20 protein-coding genes are annotated in these 21,807 nt (G+C 72.0%); 10 read left to right on the plus strand and 10 right to left on the minus strand.

Going from position 1 to position 21,807, the window contains the following annotated elements; all coding sequences use genetic code 11:
• Window positions 1–2: 2 nt before the first annotated feature.
• Window positions 3–860, minus strand: a complete 858-nt coding sequence (gene map / locus IO33_RS0131270) for a type I methionyl aminopeptidase (RefSeq protein WP_031171179.1) — start codon at window positions 858–860, stop codon at window positions 3–5.
• 58 nt (window positions 861–918) lie between these two features.
• Here map and IO33_RS0131275 point away from each other — a divergent pair, with 58 nt between their 5' ends.
• Window positions 919–1,152 (plus strand): hypothetical protein, encoded by a 234-nt coding sequence (locus tag IO33_RS0131275; RefSeq protein WP_031171180.1) that lies wholly within the window; start codon window positions 919–921, stop codon window positions 1,150–1,152.
• Window positions 1,153–1,175: 23 nt separating this feature from the next.
• Here IO33_RS0131275 and IO33_RS0131280 read toward each other — a convergent pair whose 3' ends face one another.
• Both IO33_RS0131280 and IO33_RS0131285 read right to left on the minus strand, forming a co-directional pair.
• Window positions 1,176–2,444, minus strand: a complete 1,269-nt coding sequence (locus tag IO33_RS0131280) for an MFS transporter (protein WP_031171181.1) — start codon at window positions 2,442–2,444, stop codon at window positions 1,176–1,178.
• Between the two features lie 69 nt (window positions 2,445–2,513).
• Window positions 2,514–3,110 carry a hypothetical protein gene (locus IO33_RS0131285; RefSeq protein WP_031171183.1) on the minus strand — a complete coding sequence of 199 codons (597 nt, stop codon included), beginning with the start codon at window positions 3,108–3,110 and terminating at the stop codon, window positions 2,514–2,516.
• A 114-nt stretch (window positions 3,111–3,224) separates the two neighbouring features.
• On the opposite strand from IO33_RS0131285, the gene IO33_RS0131290 reads away from it, so the two are divergent.
• The 3 genes from IO33_RS0131290 to IO33_RS0131300 are packed head-to-tail and all read left to right on the plus strand — an operon-like array spanning window position 3,225 to window position 5,307.
• Complete coding sequence (locus tag IO33_RS0131290; RefSeq protein ID WP_031171185.1) at window positions 3,225–4,307, plus strand: sialidase family protein; 1,083 nt, start codon at window positions 3,225–3,227, stop codon at window positions 4,305–4,307.
• Window positions 4,308–4,344: 37 nt separating this feature from the next.
• A complete protein-coding gene (npdG, locus tag IO33_RS0131295; protein WP_031171187.1) occupies window positions 4,345–5,058 on the plus strand; it encodes an NADPH-dependent F420 reductase in 714 nt (237 codons plus the stop codon).
• A 60-nt stretch (window positions 5,059–5,118) separates the two neighbouring features.
• Window positions 5,119–5,307: a hypothetical protein gene (locus IO33_RS0131300; protein WP_031171189.1), complete on the plus strand. Its 189-nt coding sequence runs from the start codon at window positions 5,119–5,121 to the stop codon at window positions 5,305–5,307.
• Here IO33_RS0131300 and IO33_RS0131305 read toward each other — a convergent pair.
• Window positions 5,297–6,097 (minus strand): site-2 protease family protein, encoded by an 801-nt coding sequence (locus IO33_RS0131305; protein ID WP_031171191.1) that lies wholly within the window; start codon window positions 6,095–6,097, stop codon window positions 5,297–5,299. The two genes, IO33_RS0131300 and IO33_RS0131305, sit on opposite strands and share 11 nt — an antisense overlap.
• Before the next feature lie 117 nt (window positions 6,098–6,214).
• Between IO33_RS0131305 and IO33_RS0131310 the strand changes: the two genes are divergently transcribed.
• Window positions 6,215–6,721, plus strand: a complete 507-nt coding sequence (locus IO33_RS0131310) for a DUF6578 domain-containing protein (protein ID WP_063765833.1) — start codon at window positions 6,215–6,217, stop codon at window positions 6,719–6,721.
• A 23-nt stretch (window positions 6,722–6,744) separates the two neighbouring features.
• Entirely contained in the window at window positions 6,745–10,014 is a 3,270-nt protein-coding gene (locus tag IO33_RS0131315; RefSeq protein ID WP_031171195.1) for an AfsR/SARP family transcriptional regulator, read from the plus strand.
• Window positions 10,015–10,022: 8 nt separating this feature from the next.
• Here IO33_RS0131315 and IO33_RS0131320 read toward each other — a convergent pair whose 3' ends face one another.
• The 3 genes from IO33_RS0131320 to panB form a co-directional block, all read right to left on the minus strand.
• Complete coding sequence (locus tag IO33_RS0131320; protein WP_031171197.1) at window positions 10,023–10,841, minus strand: ABC transporter permease; 819 nt, start codon at window positions 10,839–10,841, stop codon at window positions 10,023–10,025.
• Complete coding sequence (locus IO33_RS0131325; protein ID WP_031171199.1) at window positions 10,838–11,863, minus strand: ATP-binding cassette domain-containing protein; 1,026 nt, start codon at window positions 11,861–11,863, stop codon at window positions 10,838–10,840. The genes IO33_RS0131320 and IO33_RS0131325 overlap by 4 nt, the downstream gene beginning before the upstream one ends.
• 210 nt (window positions 11,864–12,073) lie before the next feature.
• Complete coding sequence (gene panB / locus IO33_RS0131330; protein ID WP_031171201.1) at window positions 12,074–12,940, minus strand: 3-methyl-2-oxobutanoate hydroxymethyltransferase; 867 nt, start codon at window positions 12,938–12,940, stop codon at window positions 12,074–12,076.
• Between the two features lie 210 nt (window positions 12,941–13,150).
• Here panB and IO33_RS0131335 point away from each other — a divergent pair, with 210 nt between their 5' ends.
• From IO33_RS0131335 to IO33_RS0131350, 4 genes are all read left to right on the plus strand, one after another.
• Window positions 13,151–14,737: an MFS transporter gene (locus tag IO33_RS0131335; RefSeq protein WP_209438945.1), complete on the plus strand. Its 1,587-nt coding sequence runs from the start codon at window positions 13,151–13,153 to the stop codon at window positions 14,735–14,737.
• 75 nt (window positions 14,738–14,812) lie between these two features.
• Window positions 14,813–15,442, plus strand: coding sequence for a TetR/AcrR family transcriptional regulator (locus IO33_RS0131340; RefSeq protein ID WP_031171206.1), 630 nt, complete (start codon window positions 14,813–14,815; stop codon window positions 15,440–15,442).
• Between the two features lie 188 nt (window positions 15,443–15,630).
• A complete protein-coding gene (locus IO33_RS0131345; protein ID WP_031171208.1) occupies window positions 15,631–16,680 on the plus strand; it encodes an endonuclease/exonuclease/phosphatase family protein in 1,050 nt (349 codons plus the stop codon).
• 95 nt (window positions 16,681–16,775) lie between these two features.
• Window positions 16,776–17,993 (plus strand): MFS transporter, encoded by a 1,218-nt coding sequence (locus IO33_RS0131350; RefSeq protein WP_031171210.1) that lies wholly within the window; start codon window positions 16,776–16,778, stop codon window positions 17,991–17,993.
• Between the two features lie 135 nt (window positions 17,994–18,128).
• Here the strand turns inward: IO33_RS0131350 and IO33_RS0131355 are convergent, their stop codons facing one another.
• The 3 genes from IO33_RS0131355 to IO33_RS0131365 form a co-directional block, all read right to left on the minus strand.
• Entirely contained in the window at window positions 18,129–20,072 is a 1,944-nt protein-coding gene (locus IO33_RS0131355; RefSeq protein WP_031171212.1) for a S53 family peptidase, read from the minus strand.
• A 272-nt stretch (window positions 20,073–20,344) separates the two neighbouring features.
• A complete protein-coding gene (locus IO33_RS0131360; protein ID WP_031171214.1) occupies window positions 20,345–20,977 on the minus strand; it encodes a DUF305 domain-containing protein in 633 nt (210 codons plus the stop codon).
• A complete protein-coding gene (locus IO33_RS0131365; RefSeq protein WP_031171217.1) occupies window positions 20,974–21,699 on the minus strand; it encodes a thioredoxin-like domain-containing protein in 726 nt (241 codons plus the stop codon). The genes IO33_RS0131360 and IO33_RS0131365 overlap by 4 nt, the downstream gene beginning before the upstream one ends.
• Window positions 21,700–21,807: the final 108 nt, after the last annotated feature.

A 21,807-nucleotide genomic window follows, 5' to 3' on the forward strand; every position in this document is an offset into this window, starting at 1 on the left:
CGTCAGGGCAGGGTCAGGATCTCCGCGCCGGTCTCCGTCACCACCAGCGTGTGCTCGAACTGCGCGGTCCGCCTGCGGTCCTTGGTCACGACCGTCCAGCCGTCCTCCCACATGTCGTACTCGTGGGTGCCCAGCGTCAGCATCGGCTCGATCGTGAACGTCATGCCCGGCTGCATGACCGTCGTCGCGTGCGGGCTGTCGTAGTGCGGGATGATCAGGCCCGAGTGGAACGCCGAGCTGATGCCGTGGCCGGTGAAGTCCCGCACCACCCCGTAGCCGAACCGCTTGGCGTACGACTCGATGACCCGGCCGATGACATTGATCTGACGGCCCGGCTTGACCGCCTTGATCGCGCGGGTGAGGGACTCCCGGGTCCGCTCCACCAGCAGCCGCGACTCCTCGTCCACGTCGCCGACCAGGTAGGTCGCGTTGTTGTCGCCGTGCACCCCGCCGATGTACGCGGTCACGTCCAGATTGACGATGTCACCGTCCCTGAGGACCGTCGAGTCCGGGATGCCGTGGCAGATGACCTCGTTCACCGACGTGCACAGCGACTTCGGGAACCCGCGGTAGCCGAGCGTGGACGGGTAGGCGCCGTGGTCGCACATGTACGCGTGCGCGACCTTGTCCAACTGGTCCGTGGTCACGCCGGGCGCGATGGCCTTCGCGGCCTCCTCCATCGCCTGTGCGGCGATGCGGCCGGCGATCCGCATCGCCTCGATGGTCTCCGGGGTCTGCACCTCCGGCCCGGTGTACGGCGCCGGCGCGGGCTTGCCGACGTACTCGGGGCGGCGGATGTTTCCGGGTACCGGACGGGTGGGGGACAGCTCCCCTGGTACGAGCAGCGACTGGCCAGACATGCCAGTGAGTCTATCGAGCGGACATGGGGGAACATGTCGGTGGCGAGAGGAGCTGTCCATGGCCCTGTTCAAGAAGCGCACCGTCGGCAAGCCGGGCGAGTGGTACTACTGCCTGGAGCACAAGAAGGTCGAGGAAGGCCCGGACTGCCCGGGCAAGGACCGCTTCGGGCCGTACACCTCCCCGGAGGAGGCCCAGCGCGCGATGGAGACCGCCGCCGAGCGCAACCTCCAGTGGGAGAACGACCCGCGCTGGCACGACGCCGCCGCGGGAGGCGACACCGACGACGAGTGAGGCCGCGTCGCCCACCCGAGGGATCACGCCCGGACGGTGGCGCGCCGCTCGCGCATCCGTACCGCGTGCTCGTTGGTCCGGGCGTCGTACGCCATCAGCCCCGGCAGGCACAGCGCGAGCAGGCCCATCGCGCCCGCGCACGCCAGCCCGCCGGCGGCGACGGAGGTCCGTACGCCCGCCCAGGCGGCCAGGCCGCCCGCCCGGACCTGGCCCAGCTGCGGGCCGACCGAGTAGGACAGCAACTCGATCCCGGCGAGCCGGCCGCGCAGCTCGTCCGGGATCGTCTGGTTCCACATGGCGGCCCGGAAGATCCCGCTGACCATGTCGAAGCCGCCGCCGACGGTCAGGAGGACGAGGACCAGCCACACGTTCCCGCAGACGCCGGCCGCCGCGACCGCCAGGCCCCAGCCCGTGGCCGACAGCAGCACCATCAGCCCGTGCCGGTGCACCCGGGAGGTCCAGCCGCCGGTCAGGCTCACCAGCATGGCCCCGGCCGGCACGCCGGCGTACATCAGGCCCAGCGCCCAGTCGGCGTGCAGTTCGTCGGCGAGGAACGGCAGGATCGCGAGCGGCATGGCCAGGAACATCGCGGCGAGGTCGACGACGTAGGTGCCGAGGAGTTCCTTGCGGCTCCAGGCGTACCGGGCGCCTTCCAGGACCGCGCCCAGCGACGGCTTCGACGCCTCGCGGGAGGCGGGGGAGGGGGCGATCCGCACGATGTACGCCAGCGAGACGGCGAAGGTCAGCAGGTCGGCGGCGTACGCCCAGCCCAGGCCCGCGTAGGCGACGACCACGCCCGCGACCGCCGGTCCCGCGACTCCGCCGACGGTCCAGCGCAGCGAGTTCAGCGAGGCCGCGGCGGGCATGTCGTCGTGGGCGACGATCCGGGGCCACAGGGAGTCGAGCGCGGGGCGCTGGACGGAGACCAGGGCGGAGGAGAGCGCGGCGACGGCGTACAGCGGCCACACCACCGGGTGCGGGAGCAGCGCGTCGAGCAACAGGACCGCGCTCAGCAGCCCTTGGCCCGCCTCCGTCCACACGATGAGCCGCCGCTTGTCCAGGGCGTCCGCGAGGGCCCCGCCGTACAGGCCGCAGACGATGAGCGGCAGCAGCTCCACGGCCCCGATCGCGCCCACGGCCGCCGCCGAGCCGGTGAGGTCCTTCAGCTGGACCGGCAGCGCGACGAAGGTGAGGAAGCTGCCGAAGTTGCTGATCAGACCTGATGTCCACAGCCGTCGGAAGTCTGCGGAGGCTTTCCAGGCGGCCAGGTCGGGGAGGAGTGCGCGGGTCACTGAGGCATGTTCGGCCGCGGCGCGGGGCGGGGCAACCGCTTTTCCCCTCCCCTGCGTTCCCCGGCCACGTCACCAAGGGGCGGGCGGCGGTGCCGTCAGGATCTCCGTCAGCCGTGCCAGCCTGTCCCTGAATCCCCGCCGCGCCCGCGGAGAGCCGCCGTTCTCGCCCGCCGCCGCGCTGACCAGGTGCTGGACGGTGTCCAGGTCCAGCTCCGCACCCTTCGGCACCGCCAGCGTGTCGTGCGCCATGGCGGCGAGCTCGCCGGCGCCCGCGCCGAGCGCCAGCACCGTCACCCCGGCCCGGCGGGCGTCGTGGACCCGCTCCAGCAGCGGTGTGGGCTCCTCGGGGGCCACGACCAGCAGGGTCTCACCGCGTCGCGCCGCCTCGATCCGGCCCGGTCCGACGGCCAGGTGAGGCGGGTCGCAGGGGCGGATGTGATGCCGTACCAGGGTCGGGGCCAGTTCGGGAGTCCCGGACCACGCGGCCTCGTCCACCAGGTGCGCGGCCAGATGCCACGGCTCGTACGCCGGCGTGCCCACCAGCAGCAGCCCGCCCCCGTGCGCCACCACCGACCCGCGCAGCACCCCCGCGAATCTCCGCGTCGCCCCCAGCCACTCGGTCCCGGCGAGCACTTCGCGCAGCAGCGCGACCCGTACGGCGTCCATGCGCCCGCATCCTGCCGCAACCGGCCACTCGTGACGCGGAGTTCACCCGGAATTCGCCCGCTCCGGGGACATACACCACCTCACCGTCCCCCCGCCCACCCAGGGAGCCGCCCGATGACCGACGTCACCGTCCCCTTCCGCGCCGGACACGAGAGCTACGCGTGCTTCCGGATCCCGGCCGCCGTGTGCACGCACCAGGGCACCCTGCTCGCCTTCTGCGAGGGCCGGGCGGACTCCGCCGCCGACCACGGGCGGATCGACATCGTGCTCAAGCGGTCCCCGGACGGCGGCCGTACCTGGGGGCCGCTGCGGGTCGCCGCGCGGGGCGGCCGGAACCTCGCCGGAAACCCCGCCCCCGTCGTCCTCGACACCGGCCGGATCCTGCTCGTGCACATCCGGGCCGCCGCCACCGCCACCGAGGACGCCATCCTGCGCGGCACGGTCAAGGCCGCCGACGGACGGCGCGTATGGGTCCAGCACAGTGACGACGACGGCGTGACCTGGTCCGCGCCGAGGGAGATCACCGCGCAGGTGAGGAAACCCGGCTGGCGCTGGTACGCCACCACCCCCGGGCACGCCCTCCAGCTCAGCGGCGGACACGGCGGCCGTGTCCTCGTCCCCGCCAACCACACCCTCCCGCCCGCCGGCACCGACACCGGCGCCGAGCCGCGCTACAACAGCGGCCACTGCCTGCTCAGCGACGACCGGGGCGAGAGCTGGTACCTCGGCTATCTGGACGAGAACACCGACGGGTACATCAACGTCAACGAGACCACCGCGGCCGAACTCCCAGACGGCCGCGTCTACTTCAACACCCGCAACGACTCACCCTCGCCCGGCAACCGGGCCGACGCCCACTCGGCGGACGGCGGGAGGAGCCTGGTCAAGCCGTTCCGGCCGCAGGCCGGGCTGACCGCCCCCGTCTGCGAGGGCTCCCTCCTCCAGCTCCGCGACCCGGATCTGCTGCTCTTCTCCGCCCCGGCCGACCCCGCCTTCCGCGCCGTGATGACGATCCGCGCCTCCGCCGACGGCGGCGCCACCTGGCGCACCGCGCACACCGTCGACGGACTGCCCGCCGCCTACTCCGACCTGGTCCGCGTCGACCGCGACACGGTGGGACTGCTGTACGAGACCGGTGACTTCGGCGCCTACGAGACGATCACCTTCCGCCGGGTACCCGTGGACCGGCTCACCTGAGCCGGTGGCGCCCGCACCACGCACGTAGAGTCGCCCCATGACCTCTACCGACAGCGCACAGACCCCCGCCAAGGCCCCGGCCAAGGACCCCTGGGACCTGCCCGACGTCTCCGGGTACGTCGTCGGCGTGCTCGGCGGCACCGGACCGCAGGGCAAGGGCCTGGCCCACCGGCTCGCCCGGGCCGGCCAGAAGGTGATCATCGGCTCCCGTGCCGCCGAGCGCGCGCGGGCCGCCGCCGAGGAGCTCGGCCACGGCGTCGAGGGCGCCGACAACGCCGAGACCGCGCGCCGCAGCGACATCGTGATCGTCGCCGTACCGTGGGACGGCCACGGCGACACGCTGAGGTCCCTGCGCGAGGAGCTGGCCGGCAAGCTCGTCGTGGACTGCGTCAACCCGCTCGGCTTCGACAAGCAGGGCGCCTACGCCCTCAGGCCGCAGGAGGGCAGCGCCGCCGAGCAGGCCGCCGCCCTGCTGCCGGACTCCCGCGTGACCGCCGCCTTCCACCACCTGTCGGCCGTCCTGCTCCAGGACCCGGAGATCGAGCGGATCGACACCGATGTGATGGTGCTGGGCGAGGAGCGGGCCGACGTCGAGATCGTGCAGGCCCTCGCCGGGCGCGTCCCCGGGATGCGCGGCGTCTTCGCCGGGCGGCTGCGCAACGCCCACCAGGTCGAGTCGCTGGTCGCCAACCTGATCTCCGTCAACCGCCGCTACAAGGCCCACGCCGGGCTCCGCGTCACGGACGTATGACCCCATGGGGGACACTGGTGACCTCAGCAGTGTCCCCCGACAGGATCCGGAGCCGACCCCATGCCCCGCATCGCCCTCTACGCCCTCGTCGTCTGCGTCCTCTCCGTGGCCGCCGCCGTCGTCTCCTTCGTCCAGGGCAGCTGGCTGGGCCTCGTCTGGGTGCTGCTGGCGGGCCTGACGTCCAACATGACCTGGTACTACCTCAAGCGCGGCCGGGCCGCCGCGCGGGGCGGGTCCGTCACGGGGTGACCTGGCAGATGTCGGGCGTGCCCTGCCAGAAGCGGTACAGCTCCTGGCCGCAGTAGCGCGGGAAGTCGCCCACGCCCAGGTGCTTCAGGAGGGCGTCGATGACGTCGAAGAACACGCTGTTGACCGACGGCACCCACAGCAGCGCGAACACGAACAGCAGGCCGAACGGCGCGAACGGCTCCACCTGGCGCTTCACCTTGTACGACAGCCACGGCTCGATGACGCCGTAGCCGTCCAGGCCCGGCACGGGCAGGAAGTTCAGGATCGCCGCCGTCACCTGGAGCAGGGCCAGGAACGCCAGCGCGTACTGGAAGTCCGCGGGCACGCCGTCCAGCGCGTGCAGCCAGAACGGCGCGGTGCACACGGCCGCGAACAGCACGTTCGTCAGCGGGCCCGCCGCCGAGACCAGGCTGTGCCGCCAGCGGCCCCGGATCCGGCCGCGCTCGATGAACACCGCGCCGCCCGGCAGACCGATCCCGCCCATGATCACGAAGAGCACCGGGAGCACGATGCTCAGCAGCGCGTGCGTGTACTTCAGCGGGTTCAGCGTGAGATACCCCTTGGCGCCGACCGTGATGTCGCCGCTGTGCAGGGCGGTGCGCGCGTGCGCGTACTCGTGCAGGCACAGCGAGACGATCCAGGCCGCCGTCACGAACAGGAACACCGCGACGCCCGGCTGCGCCGCGTACCCGGTCCAGGTGGCCCAGCCCGTCACCGCCGTCACGGCCAGGATCCCGACGAACACCGGGCTGACTCGGCGTTCGCCGCGGCGGGTGGTGGCGGTGGTCATCGGCGGCTCCTGTGCGGACGAGGACGGTCAGGTGTGCGACCGTACCGGCCGCGCACTCCTGGGGGAAACGTCTCGCGCTCGCCGTCCGGTTCCTGGAAACCTGGGGGGATGCCACGGATGAGGGTGTTCTACGAGGACTGGCAGATGGGGTGCTGCGGCACCCCCTTCGCGGTGGGCGACGAGGTGGCCTGGAAGCTGGTCGCCTACGACGCCGAAGGTGTCCGGGAGGGCTACGGACACGGCGCCGAGGCATGGGTGGAGAACCACGGCGGCCCCGACCACCCCACCACCGGCCGGGTGCACGCCGTCGACCTGGTCCACCAGGAGTACAGCTTCCACCTGCCCGACCCCAGGCCCGCGCCCATGGAGGCGGGGGAGGGGCTGGTCCCGCGGGGCACGGGACGGTGCCTGGAGCCGGTGCCCGGAGCCGTCACGCTGGAGCCTGCCGACAGCTGCCCGAAGTGGTTCGGGGAGGTCGAGCGCGGCCCGGTGGACGGCCTCGGCCGGGTCCGCCGCACCTGCGGCGCCCTCGTCACCCTGGACGCCCCGGACACCACACACGTCCTCCAGGCCCCGTGCCTCGCGGACGGCATCGAGGACGACGAGTGCGACGACCTGCCCTGACGCCGCCCGAGCCCCCGGAGACAATGGACCCCGTGCGCTATCGCCTGCTCGGCACCACCCAGGTACTCCGCCCCGACGGTACGGCCGTCCCGGTCGGCGGGGCGCGGCTGCGTGCCCTGCTGGGCGTGCTCGCGCTCAGGGCCGGGCGGGCGGTGCCCGTGGGCATACTGGTCGACGAGGTGTGGGGCGCCGAGCCGCCCGCCGACGCCGCCGGTGCGCTCCAGGCGCTCGTCGGCCGCCTGCGCCGTGCCCTCGGCGCGGACGCCGTCGCCTCCGCCGACGGCGGCTACCGGCTCACCGCGGCCCCCGACGACGTCGATCTCACCCGCTTCGAGCGGCTGACCGGCGACGGCCTCGCCGCCCTCGCCGACGGCGACCCGGCCAAGGCCGCCGCCGTCCTGGACGACGCCCTCGCCCTGTGGCGCGGCCCCGCGCTCGCCGACCTGCCCGACCACACCGCCGAGGCGGCCCGCTGGGAGACCCGCCGCCTGGACGCCGTGCGCGCCCGGCACACCGCCGCCCTCGCCCTCGGGCACGCCGAGCGGTCCCTGCCCGAGCTCACCGCCCTGTGCGACGACCACCCGCTGGACGAACCACTGCAGGCGCTGCGGCTGCGCGCCCTGCGCGACACCGGCCGCCCCGCCCGGGCACTGGCCGCCTACGAGGACGTACGGCGGCTGCTCGCGGACCGGCTCGGCTCCGACCCCGGCCCCGAACTGCGCGCCCTGCACGCCGACCTGCTGCTCACCGAGGCCGCGCCGGAGCCCGAGCGCCCGGTGCCCGGCAACCTCCCCGCCCGGCTCACCTCCTTCGTCGGCCGGGAAGCCGACATCGAGGCCATCGGCGCCGATCTCGCCACCGCCCGCCTGGTCACGCTGCTCGGGCCCGGCGGCGCCGGCAAGACCCGGCTGTCCCAGGAGGCCGCCGAGGCCGTACGGCACACCGTGCCGGACGGGGTATGGCTGGCCGAGCTGGCCCCCGTGGACGACCCCGACGCCGTACCGCAGGCCGTGCTCACCGCGATCGGCGCCCGTGAGACCGTGCTGCACGGCGCCGGCGCGGAGAGCATGCGCGCGGTCGCCGACCGGCACGACGACCCCCTCGAACGGCTCGTGGAGCACTGCGCGCGGCGCCGGATGCTGATCGTGCTCGACAACTGCGAGCACGTCGTCGGGTCCGCCGCCCGCCTCACCGAGCGGCTGCTGGCCCGCTGCCCCGGGCTGACCGTCCTCGCCACCAGCCGCGAGCCCCTCGGTGTGCCGGGGGAGGTGCTGCGCCCGGTGGAGCCGCTGCCCGAGCCGGTCGCGCTGCGGCTGCTGGCCGACCGGGGGGCCGCGGCCCGCCCCGGATTCCGCGTCGCCGACGATCCCGGGGCCGGCGCCGAGATCTGCCGCCGGCTCGACGGACTGCCCCTCGCGATCGAGCTCGCCGCGGCCCGGCTGCGGATGCTCACCCCGCGTCAGATAGCCGACCGCCTCGACGACCGCTTCCGGCTGCTCACCTCCGGCAGCCGTACCGTGCTGCCCCGCCAGCAGACCCTGCGGGCCGTCGTGGACTGGTCCTGGGAGCTGCTGGACGCCGACGAACGGGACGTCCTCGCCCGGCTGTCCGTCTTCGCCGGCGGCTGCGACCTGGCCGCCGCCGAGGCCGTGTGCGGCCCCGTCGCCCTGGACGCCCTCGGCTCCCTGGTCGACAAGTCCCTGGTGGTGGCCGCCCCTCTGCCCGGCGGGGCGGCCGGCGGCGGGATGCGCTACCGGCTCCTGGAGACCGTCGCCGAGTACGCCGGCGAACGGCTGGACGAGACCGGCCGCCGCGCCGACGCCGAGCGCGCCCACCTGACGTACTACCGCGAACTCGCCCGCACCACCGACGCGTTGCTGCGCGGCCGCGCACAGCGCACCGCCGTCGACCGGTTCCAGCTGGAGTACGAGAACCTGCGCACCGCCCTGCGGCACGCCGTCGCCGCGGGCGACGAGCAGGAGGCGCTGTGCCTGGTGCTGTCCCTGGTGGTCTTCTGGCAGATGCGGGACCAGCGTATCGAGACCCGCACCTGGTGCGAGGAGGTCATGGCGCTCGGCCCCGACCCCTTCACCGCGCCCGTACGGACCGCCCGGCCGCTGTGGCAGCGCTGCACCGACGCCCCGCCCCCGTACACCGGCGAGGTCCTCGCCGAGGCGCGGCGCGGTGTCCACCTCGCCCATCTCTCCTGCATGGACCACGACCTGGACACGTGGCAGGCGCCCGAGGCGCAGGCCAAGCTGCGCGCCATCGCGCAGGCCTACGAGCCCGGGCTGCCGCAGACCTGCCGGGTGCCCGGCCTGTTCTGGTTCTTCGCCGTCATGCTGACCGGCGGCCCCGACCGGATGTGGGCCGTCATCGACGCCTGTGTGCGGACCTGCCGCGACACCCCCGGGTTCGAGTGGGAACTGGCCATGACGCTGCAGATGCGCGCCAACCTCCGTGCCAACCGTGCCGAATGGGCCGGCGACGCCTCCCGCGACGCCGAGGAGTCGCTGGAGATCTTCCGCCGCCTCGGGGACACCTGGGGCATCGCGGAGGCGCTGTCCGCCCGGGGCGAGGCCCATGAACGCCAGGGCGTCTACCGCGAGGCCGCCGAGGACTACCGGGCTGCCATCGAACACGCAGAACACCTCGGCGCCCGCGGTCAGACGGCCGTCCTCCGCGCCCGCCTCGGCAGCGTGCTCATGCAGGCGGGCGAGGCGGAGGCGGGCGAGCAACTGCTCCGGGACGTCGTCGCCAGCCAGGAGGGCTCCCTCAACGAGGCGATGCCCGCCGCCCGGCTCTTCCTCGGCTGCTGGCTGGGCCTGACCGGTCGCGTCGCCGAGGCGCGGGAGCAACTGCGCCTGCTGCGCGAGGAGTTCCAGATCGCGCACTTCGTCGTCTTCGACGCCATGATCCTCTGCCAGGAGGCCTGGCTGGACGCTCTCGACGGGCAGGCCGAGGCCGCGCTCGACCGGTGCCGGCGGGCGATGCGCCTCGCCCGCGATCCGCTGTCCCAGACCATCGCCCCGCACCTGGACTCCGTCTGCCTCAACACCGCGGCGATGGCCCTCGCCGGAGTCGAGGGCGGCAGCCGCGCCGTCGACGCCGCCCGCTGCCTGGGCGCCGCCGACGCCCTGCTGCCGGCCGGCCACATCCTCTCCGGCGTCGAGCGGCGGTGCCACGACCTGACCGAGGACCGGATCCGTCAGGTCCTGGACGAGCCCGTCTTCCGGACCGCGTACGCCGAGGGCGGTGGCCTCTCCCTCGCGGAGGCCACCGCCCTGGTCTGAGCCACGGCTCAGCTCTTGGTACGGAACTTGTGGATGGCGATCGGTGCCATCACCGCGGTGAGCGCCACCGACCAGCCCACCGTCATCCACAGGTCGTGGGCGACCGGACCGCCGTTCATGAGGCCACGGGCCGCGTCCGCGAGCGTCGACAGCGGGTTGTAGTCGGTGAAGTGCCGCAGCCAGCCCGGCATCGACGTGGGCGGGGCGAAGATGGACGAGCCGAACTGCAGCGGGAAGAGCACCAGGAAGCCCACGCCCTGCACGGACTGCGCGTTCTTCAGCATCACGCCGAGGGTGAGGAACACCCACATGATCGAGGAGGCGAACAGCGCGGACAGGCCCACGGTCGCGAACAGCCCCGCCCAGTGGTGGATGTGGAACCCGACCAGGACGGCGACGACCATCAGCACGGCCGTGGCGAACAGCATGCGCGCCAGCTCGACGGCGATCTTCGCGAACAGCACGGACCCGCGCCCGATCGGCAGCGTGCGGAACCGGTCCATGACGCCGCTGTTGAAGTCCTGGCTGAAGCCGGTGCCGACCCCCTGCGACAGGGTCATGCTCATCATCGCGATCATGCCGGGGATGACGTACTGCACATAGCGGTCCTGGCCGCCGCCCAGCGCCTGGCCGATCGAGCCGCCGAAGACGTACACGAACAGCAGCGTGAAGACGATCGGCATGAACAGCGCGTCGAACATCGACTCCGGGTCCTGGCGGATCCAGAGCAGATTGCGGCGGATGAGCGCGCCGGTGTGCCGCAGGTGCCCGCGCAGCGGGATGCGGACGTCGGTGGCGGCGGTGGCGGTGGCGGTGGTGGCGCTCATACGGCGACCTCCTGGCGGGCGTCGGCGGGCGTGGCGTCCTGCGGGGCACCGGCGCGATGGCCGGTGAGGGACAGGAACACCTCGTCCAGGCTGGGCAGTTCGGTGGTGATGGAGGAGATCGTGATGCCGCGCGCGGTGACCGCGCCGACCACGGCCGTCAGCTGCTCGTCGCTGAGGATCGGCACCAGCAGCGTGCCGGTCTCGGGGTCCACGGTGGTCGCCGCGAGCCCGGTGATGCCCAGCTCGTCCAGCATGTCGGCGAGCGGGCGCAGCTGCAGCGGGTCGACCGGGCGGACGCGGAGGGTGCGCCCGCCGACGCGGGCCTTCAGCTCCTCGATGCCGCCGGTGGCGATGACCTTCCCGCGGTCCACCACGGTCAGCTCGGAGGCCAGCTGCTCGGCCTCCTCCATGTACTGGGTGGTCAGCAGCACGGTGACACCGTCGCCGACCATCGCCTTGACCTCGTCCCACACCTCGTTGCGGGTACGCGGGTCGAGCCCGGTGGTCGGCTCGTCGAGGTACAGCACGGCGGGCCGGCCGATCATGGAGGCGGCGAGGTCCAGCCGCCGTCGCATACCGCCGGAGTACGTGCTCGCCGGCCGCTTGGCCGCCTCCGTCAGCGAGAACCGCTCCAGCAGCTCGTCGGCGCGGGCGCGGGCGTCCTTGCGGGACAGGTCCAGCAGCCGGCCGATCATGTACAGGTTCTCCCAGCCGGGCAGCTTCTCGTCGACGGAGGCGTACTGCCCGGTGAGCCCTATGACCCGGCGCAGTTGCCTGGGCTGCCGTACGACGTCGTAGCCGGCCACGGTGGCCCGGCCCGCGTCCGGGGTGATCAGGGTGGACAGGATCCGCACGAGGGTGGTCTTGCCGGCGCCGTTCGGACCGAGCACGCCCATCACGGTGCCCTCGCGCACGTCCAGGTCCACACCGTCCAGCGCCTTGGTCTCGCCGTAGTGCTTGACCAGTCCCCGTACCGTCACCGCGTGGCTTGCGCCGACGGGGGTGTCATCGATTCGCTTCATGGGGAAGACGGTGCCAGCGCCCACCGACAAACCACCGACAGCCCGCCGACAGCCACCGACAACTTCCCGACGATCACCGCGACCATCGATCGAGGAACCACGACGGCGAGCACGAACTCCACGAGAGCGGCGCCGGCTCAGGCGCGAAAAAGCGGCAGCCCCGCTGACGGGGGACGATCAGCGGGGCTGCCGGGGTGTTGCCGCAGTGGCTCAGTGGACGGAGTGCTCCTCCAGCGGGAACGCCCCGGAGACGACCTCCTCGGCGAACGACTTCACCGCGTCGCCCATGACCTCACGCAGGGCGGCGTACTTCTTGACGAACTTCGGGACCCGGCCGGAGGTCAGCCCCAGCATGTCGGTCCAGACCAGCACCTGTGCGTCGGTCTCCGGACCGGCGCCGATCCCCACCGTCGGAATGTGCAGCACCCGCGTCACCTCGGCGGCCAGCTCCGCCGGCACCAGCTCCAGGACGACCGCGAACGCTCCCGCGTCCTGGACCGCCTTCGCGTCGCGCAGCAGCTGCTGCGCCGCCTCCTCGCCGCGCCCCTGGACGCGGTAGCCCATCGCGTTGACGGACTGCGGGGTCAGCCCGATGTGGGCCATGACCGGGATGCCGGACTCCACCAGCAGCCGGATCTGCTCGTGCGAGCGCTCGCCGCCCTCCAGCTTGACCGCGCCGACCCCGGCGTCCTTCACCAGCCGGGTCGCCGAGCGCAGCGCCTGCACCGGACCCTCCTGGTAGGAGCCGAAGGGGAGGTCGCCGACGATCAGGGCGCGCTGGGTGCCGCGGACCACGGCCGCCGACAGCATCGTCATCTCGTCGAGGGTGACGGGCACGGTCGACTCGTACCCGAGGTGGCAGTTGCCCGCCGAGTCGCCGACCAGGATCACCGGGATCCCGGCCTCGTCGAAGACGGACGCGGTCATCGCGTCGTAGGCGGTGAGCATGGGCCACTTCTCGCCCCGCTCCTTGGCGAGCGTGATGTCGCGGACGGTGATGCGGCGGGTGCCCTTCCCCCCGTACAGCGCCTTGCTGCCGTCGGAAGGCTTGTTCTGGGCAGCCGAAAGCTGCGTCATGGCAACGGCTCCTTCAGTCATCTCGAGGCGCCCTTACGGCGTCCCCGGATCGTCTCCATGGTGGCACCTCGTGCCAGCCAGGACCAGAGGGGCCCCTTGTGATCCCCGCCCACGGCCGGAGGCGGGCCGTACAGGGCCGGTGTGTAAGGCCTTGGTAAAGAAGTAAGATACGAGACCGTTCCGTATCGAAATGGCCGTAGGGTCGAACACATGACAAGTCCTGTCCCTGCCTCCCGGATACCCGAAGCGGTGCACCGGCGCCGCTGGGCGATCCTCGGCGTGCTGATGCTGAGCCTGCTCATCGTGGTGCTCGACAACTCGATCCTGAACGTCGCCATCAAGACCATCTCCAGCCCCGCGCCGACCGGCCTCGGTGCCACCCAGGGCCAGATCGAGTGGGCGATCAACGCCTACACCCTCGTCTTCGCCGGCCTGCTGTTCACCGCCGGCCTCATCGGTGACCGCCTCGGCCGCAAGAAGGTGCTGCTCGGCGGCATCGCCGTGTTCGGCATCGGCTCGATGCTGGCCGCCGAGTCCGGCTCGCCGGCCCAGCTGATCGCCTACCGGGCCCTGATGGCCCTCGGCGCCGCCTTCGTCATGCCGGCCACCCTCGCCGTCCTGATGAACGTCTTCGAGCGCGAGGAGCAGCCCAAGGCCATCGGCATCTGGGCCGGCGGCGTCGGCCTCGCCATCGCCATCGGGCCGATCACCGGCGGCGCCCTCCTCGACCACTTCTGGTGGGGCTCGGTCTTCTTCGTCAACGTGCCGATCGTGATCGTCGCGCTGGTCCTGATGACCTGGCTGGTGCCCGACTCCCGCGACCCCCGGCCGGGCCGCCTGGACCCGGTCGGCGTGGTCCTGTCCGTCGTGGGCCTCGTCCTGCTGGTCTACGGCATCATCAAGGGCGGCGAACTCGCCGACTTCACCGACCCGAAGGTGCTGGCGACGATCATCGCCGGTCTCGTCGTGCTGGCCGGTTTCGTCGTCTTCGAGAAGCGCAGCGACCACCCGTCGCTCGACGTGACCTACTTCAAGAACAAGGTCTTCTCGGCCGCCATGAGCGCCATCGCGCTGGTCTTCTTCGCGCTGATGGGCGTCACGTTCTTCGGCGTCTTCTACACCCAGAGCGTGCGCGGCTACTCCCCGCTGGAGTCCGGTGTGCTGATGCTGCCGCTCGCCGCCGCCCAGCTGATCTTCGCGCCGCGCGCCCGGCTGCTGGTCGACCGGTTCGGCAACAAGGCCACCACCACCGCCGGCCTGGTGCTGATCGCGGCGACGCTGGCCATGTTCGCCACCTTCGAGGCCGACACGCCGATCTGGCTGCTGGAGGTCGTCTTCTTCCTCATGGGCACCGGCATGGCGCACATCATGACGCCGACCTCGGTCGTCATCATGCAGGCGCTGCCGCGCGAGAAGGCCGGCTCCGCCTCGGCGCTCAGCAACACCTTCCGCCAGGTCGGCGGCGCGCTCGGCATCGCCGTCCTCGGCTCGGTGCTGGCCACGTCGTACCGCAACGGCATCGAGGGCAAGCTCGGCGTGCTGCCACCCGCCCTGCGCGACAAGGCCGCCGAGTCCATCGAGGCCACCCTGGGCATCGCCGACAAGCTGGGCCCGCGGGGCAAGGCCCTGGTCACGCCCGCCGACGACGCGTTCCTGCACGCCATGCACGTCACCGCACTGTGCGGAGTGGGCGTCGCGCTGATCGGCGCCGTGGTGACGGCCCTGTTCCTGCCGGGCAGGCCGCCCGCCGCGCAAGGGGGCGAGAAGGAAACGGAATTGGTCGCGGCCGCGGACTGACGCGGACCACGGCTCCACGGGGGAAGGAGGCGGCTGCGGGACAATTCCCGCAGCACAGTGAGAGGACGGATCGACGTGAGCCTTGCCGAAAGCCGGCCGCGCCCGGACGGCCCCGTACGGGGCAGGCCCCGCAGCGAGGCCGTGGAACGCGCCATCATCGAGGGCGTGATGAAGCTCCTGGAGGACGGCGTGTCCCTCGCCGAACTCTCCATCGAGCGCATCGCCCGCACCGCCGGGGTCGGCAAGGCCACCATCTACCGCCGCTGGAGCGGCAAGGAGGAGCTGTTCATCGACGTCGTGCGGGCCGTCGAGCCCGCCGACCCCGAACTCCCCGGCGTCTGCATGCGTGACGACCTCGTCGTCCTGCTGGAGAACCTGCGCCAGCGCGGCCTGGCCAGCCGGACGTCGGCGATGCTGCACAACGCCCACGCCCAGATGAAGAGCAGCCCCAGGATCTGGGCCGCGTACCACGCGAACGTCGTGGCGCCGCGGCGCGCCCTCGGCCTGGAAGTGCTGCGCCGCGGGCAGCGCGACGGCGAACTGCGCACCGATGTCGACCTGGAACTGGCCAACGACATGCTCGTCGGCCCCATGCTCACCCGGGCCGTGCTGCGCCCGGACGCCGAGCTGCCCGAGGGCCTGGCCGAGCAGATCGTCGACACGGTCCTGCAGGGCCTACGGCCCGTCAGGTCGACAGCCTCGTAGCACTCATGTGCGCATTTCGTCACAGACCTCACGTGTCCCGGGGGTAGGCGGAACTCCCCGCCCCGGCTCGTTCGTCCTCGTCTTCCGTACGGCCGTCATGGGACGGCGGGAACGGAGCCGATCATCCCCTAGGGTCGGAAGAGCACGGGGGAACGACGGTGTGCACGGCAGGCAGTGAGGCAGACGGTATGGCGCAGCAGGCATACATGACGGAGACGGCGGACGGCGGCTCGGGGCCCGAGCGACCGGGATCGCGGCTTCGGCGCCTGTGGCACCGCCTGCTCGCGGGCTGGCGCGGGGATCCGGGGATCTGGCGCCGGGGCATCGTCCTGGCCGTCCTGGCCCTGCTGCTGGCCCTGGTGATGCTGCTGCACTCGCGCATCCCGAACCGGGTGGGCAACCTCGGCAGCCTGACCGAGACGTTTCTGCCCTGGCTGGGCTTCGCCATCCCGGTCCTGCTGCTCCTCGGCATCCTGCGGAAGTCGGCGACGGCGCTCGTCGCCGTACTGCTCCCGGCGATCGTGTGGCTGAACCTCTTCGGCGGGCTGCTCAGCGACAAGTCGGGTTCGGGCGGCGACCTGATGGTGGCGACCCACAACGTCAACGCCGACAACCCGGACCCCGCCGCGACCGCCCGTGACGTCGCCTCCTCCGGCGCCGACGTCCTGGCCCTGGAGGAGATCCCCGGCACGGCCGTGGCCGTCTACGAGAGGGCGCTCGCGCCGACGTACAGGTACCACGCGGTCGTCGGCACGGTCGGCCTGTGGAGCAGGTACCCGATGACCGACGCGCAGGCCGTCGACATCAAGCTCGGCTGGAAGCGGGCCATGCGGGCCACGGTCGCCACCCCCGAGGGACCGGTCGCCGTGTACGTCGCCCACATGCCCTCGGTGCGGGTGAAGGTGGAGGCCGGCTTCACCGCCCGGCAGCGGGACAAGAGCGCCGACGCGCTCGGCGAGGCCATCGCCGCCGAGCCCCTGAAGCGGGTCGTCCTGCTCGGCGACCTGAACGGCACGATGAACGACCGTTCGCTCAACGCCGTCACCTCCCAGATGCGCTCCACGCAGGGCGCGGCGGGCAGCGGCTTCGGGTTCAGCTGGCCGGCGTCGTTCCCCATGGCGCGGATCGACCAGATCATGGTCCGGGGCGCGGAGCCCGAGAGTTCCTGGACGCTGCCGCGCACCGGCAGCGACCACCTGCCGGTGGCCGCCCGTGTGAAGCTGGACACGTCCTCGTAACCCTGGAGAATACGGGCCAGAGAGGCTTTGTTCCGATGCTGAACATAAGCTGACACGGAACTCCGCTCTCTTACGTTGAAAGGCACAGGCCCTTCATGCCCCTGGCCCTGCTCGCCCTGGCCGTCGGCGCTTTCGGTATAGGCACGACCGAGTTCGTGATGATGGGGCTGCTCCCCGACGTCGCGGACGACCTGCACCTCTCGATCCCCGCCGCTGGGCACCTGGTCTCGGCCTACGCGCTGGGTGTCGTCATCGGCGCCCCGCTACTGGCCGCCGTGACGGCCCGGATGTCCCGCCGCACGGTCCTCATCGCCCTGATGGCGCTGTTCGTCGCGGGCAACGCCCTGTCGGCGTTCGCCCCCGGCAACGGCTCCCTGCTCGCCGCCCGCTTCCTCAGCGGCCTGCCGCACGGCGCCTTCTTCGGCGTGGGCGCGGTCGTCGCCACGGGGATGGTCCCGCCGGAGCGCAAGGCCCGCTCGGTCTCCCTGATGTTCCTCGGCCTGACCGTGGCCAACATCGCGGGTGTGCCGGTGGCGACACTGGTCGGCCAGCACCTCGGCTGGCGTGCGACCTTCCTGGGGGTGAGCCTGATCGGCCTGGCGGCGATCGCGTCGCTGGCCCTGCTGATCCCGCGCGACCGGGCGCACGCCGCCGCGTCGGCCGGCCTGCGCGGCGAACTGGCCGCGCTGCGGTCCCTGCCGGTCTGGCTGGCGCTCGGTACGACGGTGGCGGGCTTCGGCGCGCTCTTCGCGGCCTACAGCTACGTCACCCCGATGCTGACGGACGCGGCGGGCTACGCCGAGTCGAACGTGACGCTGCTGCTCGCGCTGTTCGGCGTGGGCGCGACGGCGGGCAACCTGCTGGGCGGCCGGCTGGCGGACCATGCGCTGCGCGGGACGCTGTTCGGCGGCCTGGCCTCGCTGGGACTCGTCCTGCTGCTCTTCCCGGTGCTGATGCGGGCGGAGTGGAGCGCGGCCCTGGCGGTGGCCCTGCTGGGCATGGCGGCCTTCGTCACCGGCTCCCCGCTCCAGCTGATGGTCATGGAGAAGGCCGCCGCGGCCCCGTCCCTGGCCTCCTCCGCCAACCAGGCGGCCTTCAACCTGGCGAACGCCGGCGGCGCCTGGATCGGTGGCCTGGCCCTCGCGGCGGGCTTCGGTACGACGTCCCCCGCGCTCGCCGGAGCGGCGCTGGCGGTGCTGGGACTCGGCGTGGCGGGCGTGGCGTACGCCGTGGACCGACGCCGGGCGACTCCGTCGGCGGGGCGGGTCGTCACGTCCCGCGTTCCCGGCGAGTCGGGGGCGCTGCACCACTGACAGGGGGTCTTTGCCCCCTGGGCCCCGGCCCACGGCAGCTTCACAACTCGCACCAGACCGTGAAGTCGAGGTCGGCGTGACGCAAAGGGACCCGGGGTCTTCATGACCCCGGGTCCCCTGCCGCTCAGCGGAGCGTCAGTGCTTCTTCGCGTACGACGCGACGTAGCCGTTCGCGGGCGAGCCCACGCCCGTCACGTCGTCGTAGCCCTTCACCGCGGACAGCGAGCTGTCCTTGCCGAGGCTGCGGACCGAGGTCGCGAGGCCGCCGGAGGCGTCGAGGCCGTTGACGAAGTCGATCCGGACCACCGCGAGGTCGGTGCCGGTCGGCTTGTCCGTGACGTCGTGGTAGACGCCCTGCTTGCCGTACTTGGCGTAGATCGCCGGGTTGGCGAAGCCGAGCGCCTTGCCGCCCTGCGCCTCCTGGGCCAGGGCCTGGACCGCCGCGATCACCGGGGCGGCGAGCGAGGTGCCGCCGATCCGGTACTCGCTGTACTGCTGCGAGCCGTCCGGGAAGGTCTGGGTCTGGCCGACCAGGAAGCCGGTGTTCGGGTCGGCGATGGCCGCGATGTCCGGGACGACGCGGTTGCCGGCGGCGTTGTTGGCCGTGGCCAGCGCCTGCGGGACGATGCCCTTCTGGTAGTACGGCTGCGGCACGGTCTTGCTGGTGCCGCCGCCCGCGCCCGAGGTGAACGCGCCGGGGAAGTTCGTCCAGCTCTTGCCGTCCGCCGACAGGGTCGCCTTCTCGGTGCCCCAGCCGGTCTCCCACTGGTACGAGTTGTCCTTGCCGACGGCCAGCGAGGTACCGCCGACCGCGGTCACCCAGGCGGAGTTGGCCGGGGTGTCGACCTGCTTCGTACCGGACTTCGCGGCCTGGTCGCCGTCGTCACCGGAGGAGAAGTAGAAGCCGATGCCCTGCACCGCGCCCAGCTGGAACACCTGGTCGTAGGCGGCCGCGAGGTCCGGCGTCTGGTTGGCCTCGATGTCGCCCCAGGAGTTGGAGACGATGTCGGCCAGGTGGTTGTCGACGACCTTGCTGAGCGAGTCGAGCAGGTCGGCGTCGTAGCAGGAGGCCGCACCGACGTAGGTGACGTCGGCGGACGGGGCGACCGCGTGCACGGCCTCGACGTCGAGGGTCTCCTCGCCGTACCAGCCGGCGGCGCCGCACTCCTTGGTCTTGGTGTAGTTCTTCGGCAGCACCTGGTGCAGCTGACCGGTCTTCCAGGCCGCGTCACCGTGCTTCTGCGCGTAGCTGCCCGCGTCGAAGGCGATGGTCGGCGAGGCGTAGGCGTCCGTGATGGCGATCCGGACACCCTTGCCGGTGTAGCTGCCCGCGCCGTAGGCGGAACGCAGCTGCTTGCCGGTGTAGCCCTTGATGGCGTACGGGATCTTGCCGCCGTACGCGTCCGGGAGCGTGGTCGCGATGTTCGAGCCGTAGTACGACGAGAACGGGCCCGAGTTCTTGAACACGGCGTCCGGCGGCGGCAGCTGGTCGTCGTGGTTGGACTTGTGCGGGGCGTTGTCCAGACCGGTGACGGTCAGGACGGCGCCCTTCAGGCTGTCCGGCACGGAGGCCGTCTGCGCCGGGGCGCGGTAGGTCGCCGAGCCCTTGGCGAAGTTGTGCAGCTGGGTGCCGAACGCCTTCTCGGCCGCGGCCACGTCACCGGAGACGGCGACGTAGTGCGCGGTGACCTGGGTGACCTTCAGACCGGCCGAGGTCAGCCAGGACTTGACGGCGGCCACCTGGGCCTTGGTGGCCCCGAAGCGGGCCTGCGCCTTCTTGGCGTTCAGGTACTTGCCGTACAGCGGCGAGCTGGGGTCGGACACGGCCTTGGCGTAGGCGGCGAGGCCCGCCGCGTCCTTGCCGGCCAGGTAGACCCGGGCGTTCACCAGGGCGCTGTTCGAGGTCGCGCCCTTGTCCGCCTTGGCCGTGGCCCAGAGCGGCTTGGTGCCCTTCAGTACGTCACGAGCGGGGCTGTCCGCGGCGTGTGCCGCGGGTATGCCCAGCGCCAGCGCGCCGGCGACCATGGGCAGTGTCGCTGCCATGCTCACGGCGCGCAGCTTGGCGCGGTTGGATCTCATAGAACCCCCTGCGATGCGGTTCGCATGCATGTAGTGGTCGGAACGTCACGCGTCCGCGCGCCGGCCCGCGGCGGTTCGGCCGGTCGAATGGATCACATGATGGGGGTCACTCTGTCGATGAACCGTTCATGCCAGGGGAACGTAAAGGTCAAGAGAAGCTCAAGTGCCCGTCAGATAGGGCGAATTGCGCCTTTCATTCCTCACGGTTGCGTAACGGAACCGTCCGGCGGCTGTTCACATTCGTTGTTCACAGTCGCCCTGCGCGAACCGGTTCACGAACGCGGCCCGGTGCCCCGTTCCTTGAGCATGTGGGCCATCACCTGAAGCTCCGACTGCTGCGCGTCGACCATGCCCTGCGCGAGCCGTTTCTCCACGCCGACGGTGCACTTGGTCACGCACCCCTCGGCCATGTGGATCCCGCCCTTGTGGTGGGCCGTCATGAGCTGCAGGTAGAGGATCTCGGCCTGCTTGCCGCTGAGTGACTGGAGCTTCCTGAGATCCGTGTTCGTCGCCATGCCCGGCATCAGCGCGCCGTCCTTGCCGGAAGCCATGCCGCCCATGCCCATCCAGGTCATCGGCGGCTCGGCCGACACCTTCGGCAGCCCCCACAGGTCCAGCCAGCCGAGCAGCATGCCGCGCTGGTTGGCCTGCGTCTGTGCGATGTCGTAGGCGAGCCTGCGCACGTCCTCGTCCTTGGTGCGGTCCCGGACGATGTACGACATCTCGACGGCCTGCTGGTGATGGACGGCCATGTCCCGCGCGAACCCGGCGTCCGCCGACTCCGGACCCGGTGTCCTCGGGGCCGGGCCGCCGGAGTCCTCGGCGACCGCGTAGGTGATGGCGCCGGACGCGAAGAGTGCCGCCGCCGCGGCCCCGGCGATCCAGCCGACGTACCGCCGCCTCACTTCATGATCCCGCCGGTGCAGGGGGCTCCCGGCTCGGGCGTCTGCTGCCCCTGGACGTACGTGGCGAAGAACTTGTCCACTTCCGGGTCGGTCGCGCTCTTCACCGTCACCTGGTGGCCCCACGCCGACAGGATCAGCGGCGCCGCCTGGTTCTGGTACGGGCTCATCAGCGAGTACGGCGTCCTCTTCACCTTCGCCGCGAGCGCGTCGACGTCGGCCTTCTTCGCCTCGCTCGTGTACGTCACCCAGACCGCGCCGTGCTCCAGCGCGTGCACGGCGTTCTCGTCCGGCACCTGCGCGGTGTAGACGTCGCCGTTGCAGTCCGCCCAGACCGGGTTGTGGTTGCCGCCGACCGGCGGGTGCATCGGGTACGTCACCTTCGTCGTCACATGGATCCGCGACAGCTTGCCGCTCCAGGTCTGCACGCCCCCGGCGCCGGTGACCCAGTGCCCGGAGTCGCCAGAGCTCTTGGAGTCGCCGGAGCCCTGGGAACTGGCGGAACTCTTCGGGCTGCCGGAGCCCTTGGCGTCGCTCGCGGTGTTCTCCTTGTCGTCCGACCGGGAGTTCACGAGGATCACACCGCCGACCACGAGACCGGCGACGACCACCACGCTCGCGGCGACGGCGAGCACACGGTTGCGGCGCTCGCGGACGCGCTCGGCGCGGCGCATCTCCTCTATGCGCGCCTTGCGCGCCGCGGTGCTGTTCTTGGCGGAACCCATGAGGTGTCCTTCGGGGGAAAGGGACGGCATCGGGAAGGGGCGGGCCCGCTGATCGTAATCGGGAAGGGCCGGCTTCCGTAGGGAGGGCACGGCAAACTTCCGTAGGGC

The sequence above is a fragment of the Streptomyces durhamensis genome (assembly GCF_000725475.1).
GTDB lineage: Bacteria > Actinomycetota > Actinomycetes > Streptomycetales > Streptomycetaceae > Streptomyces > Streptomyces filipinensis.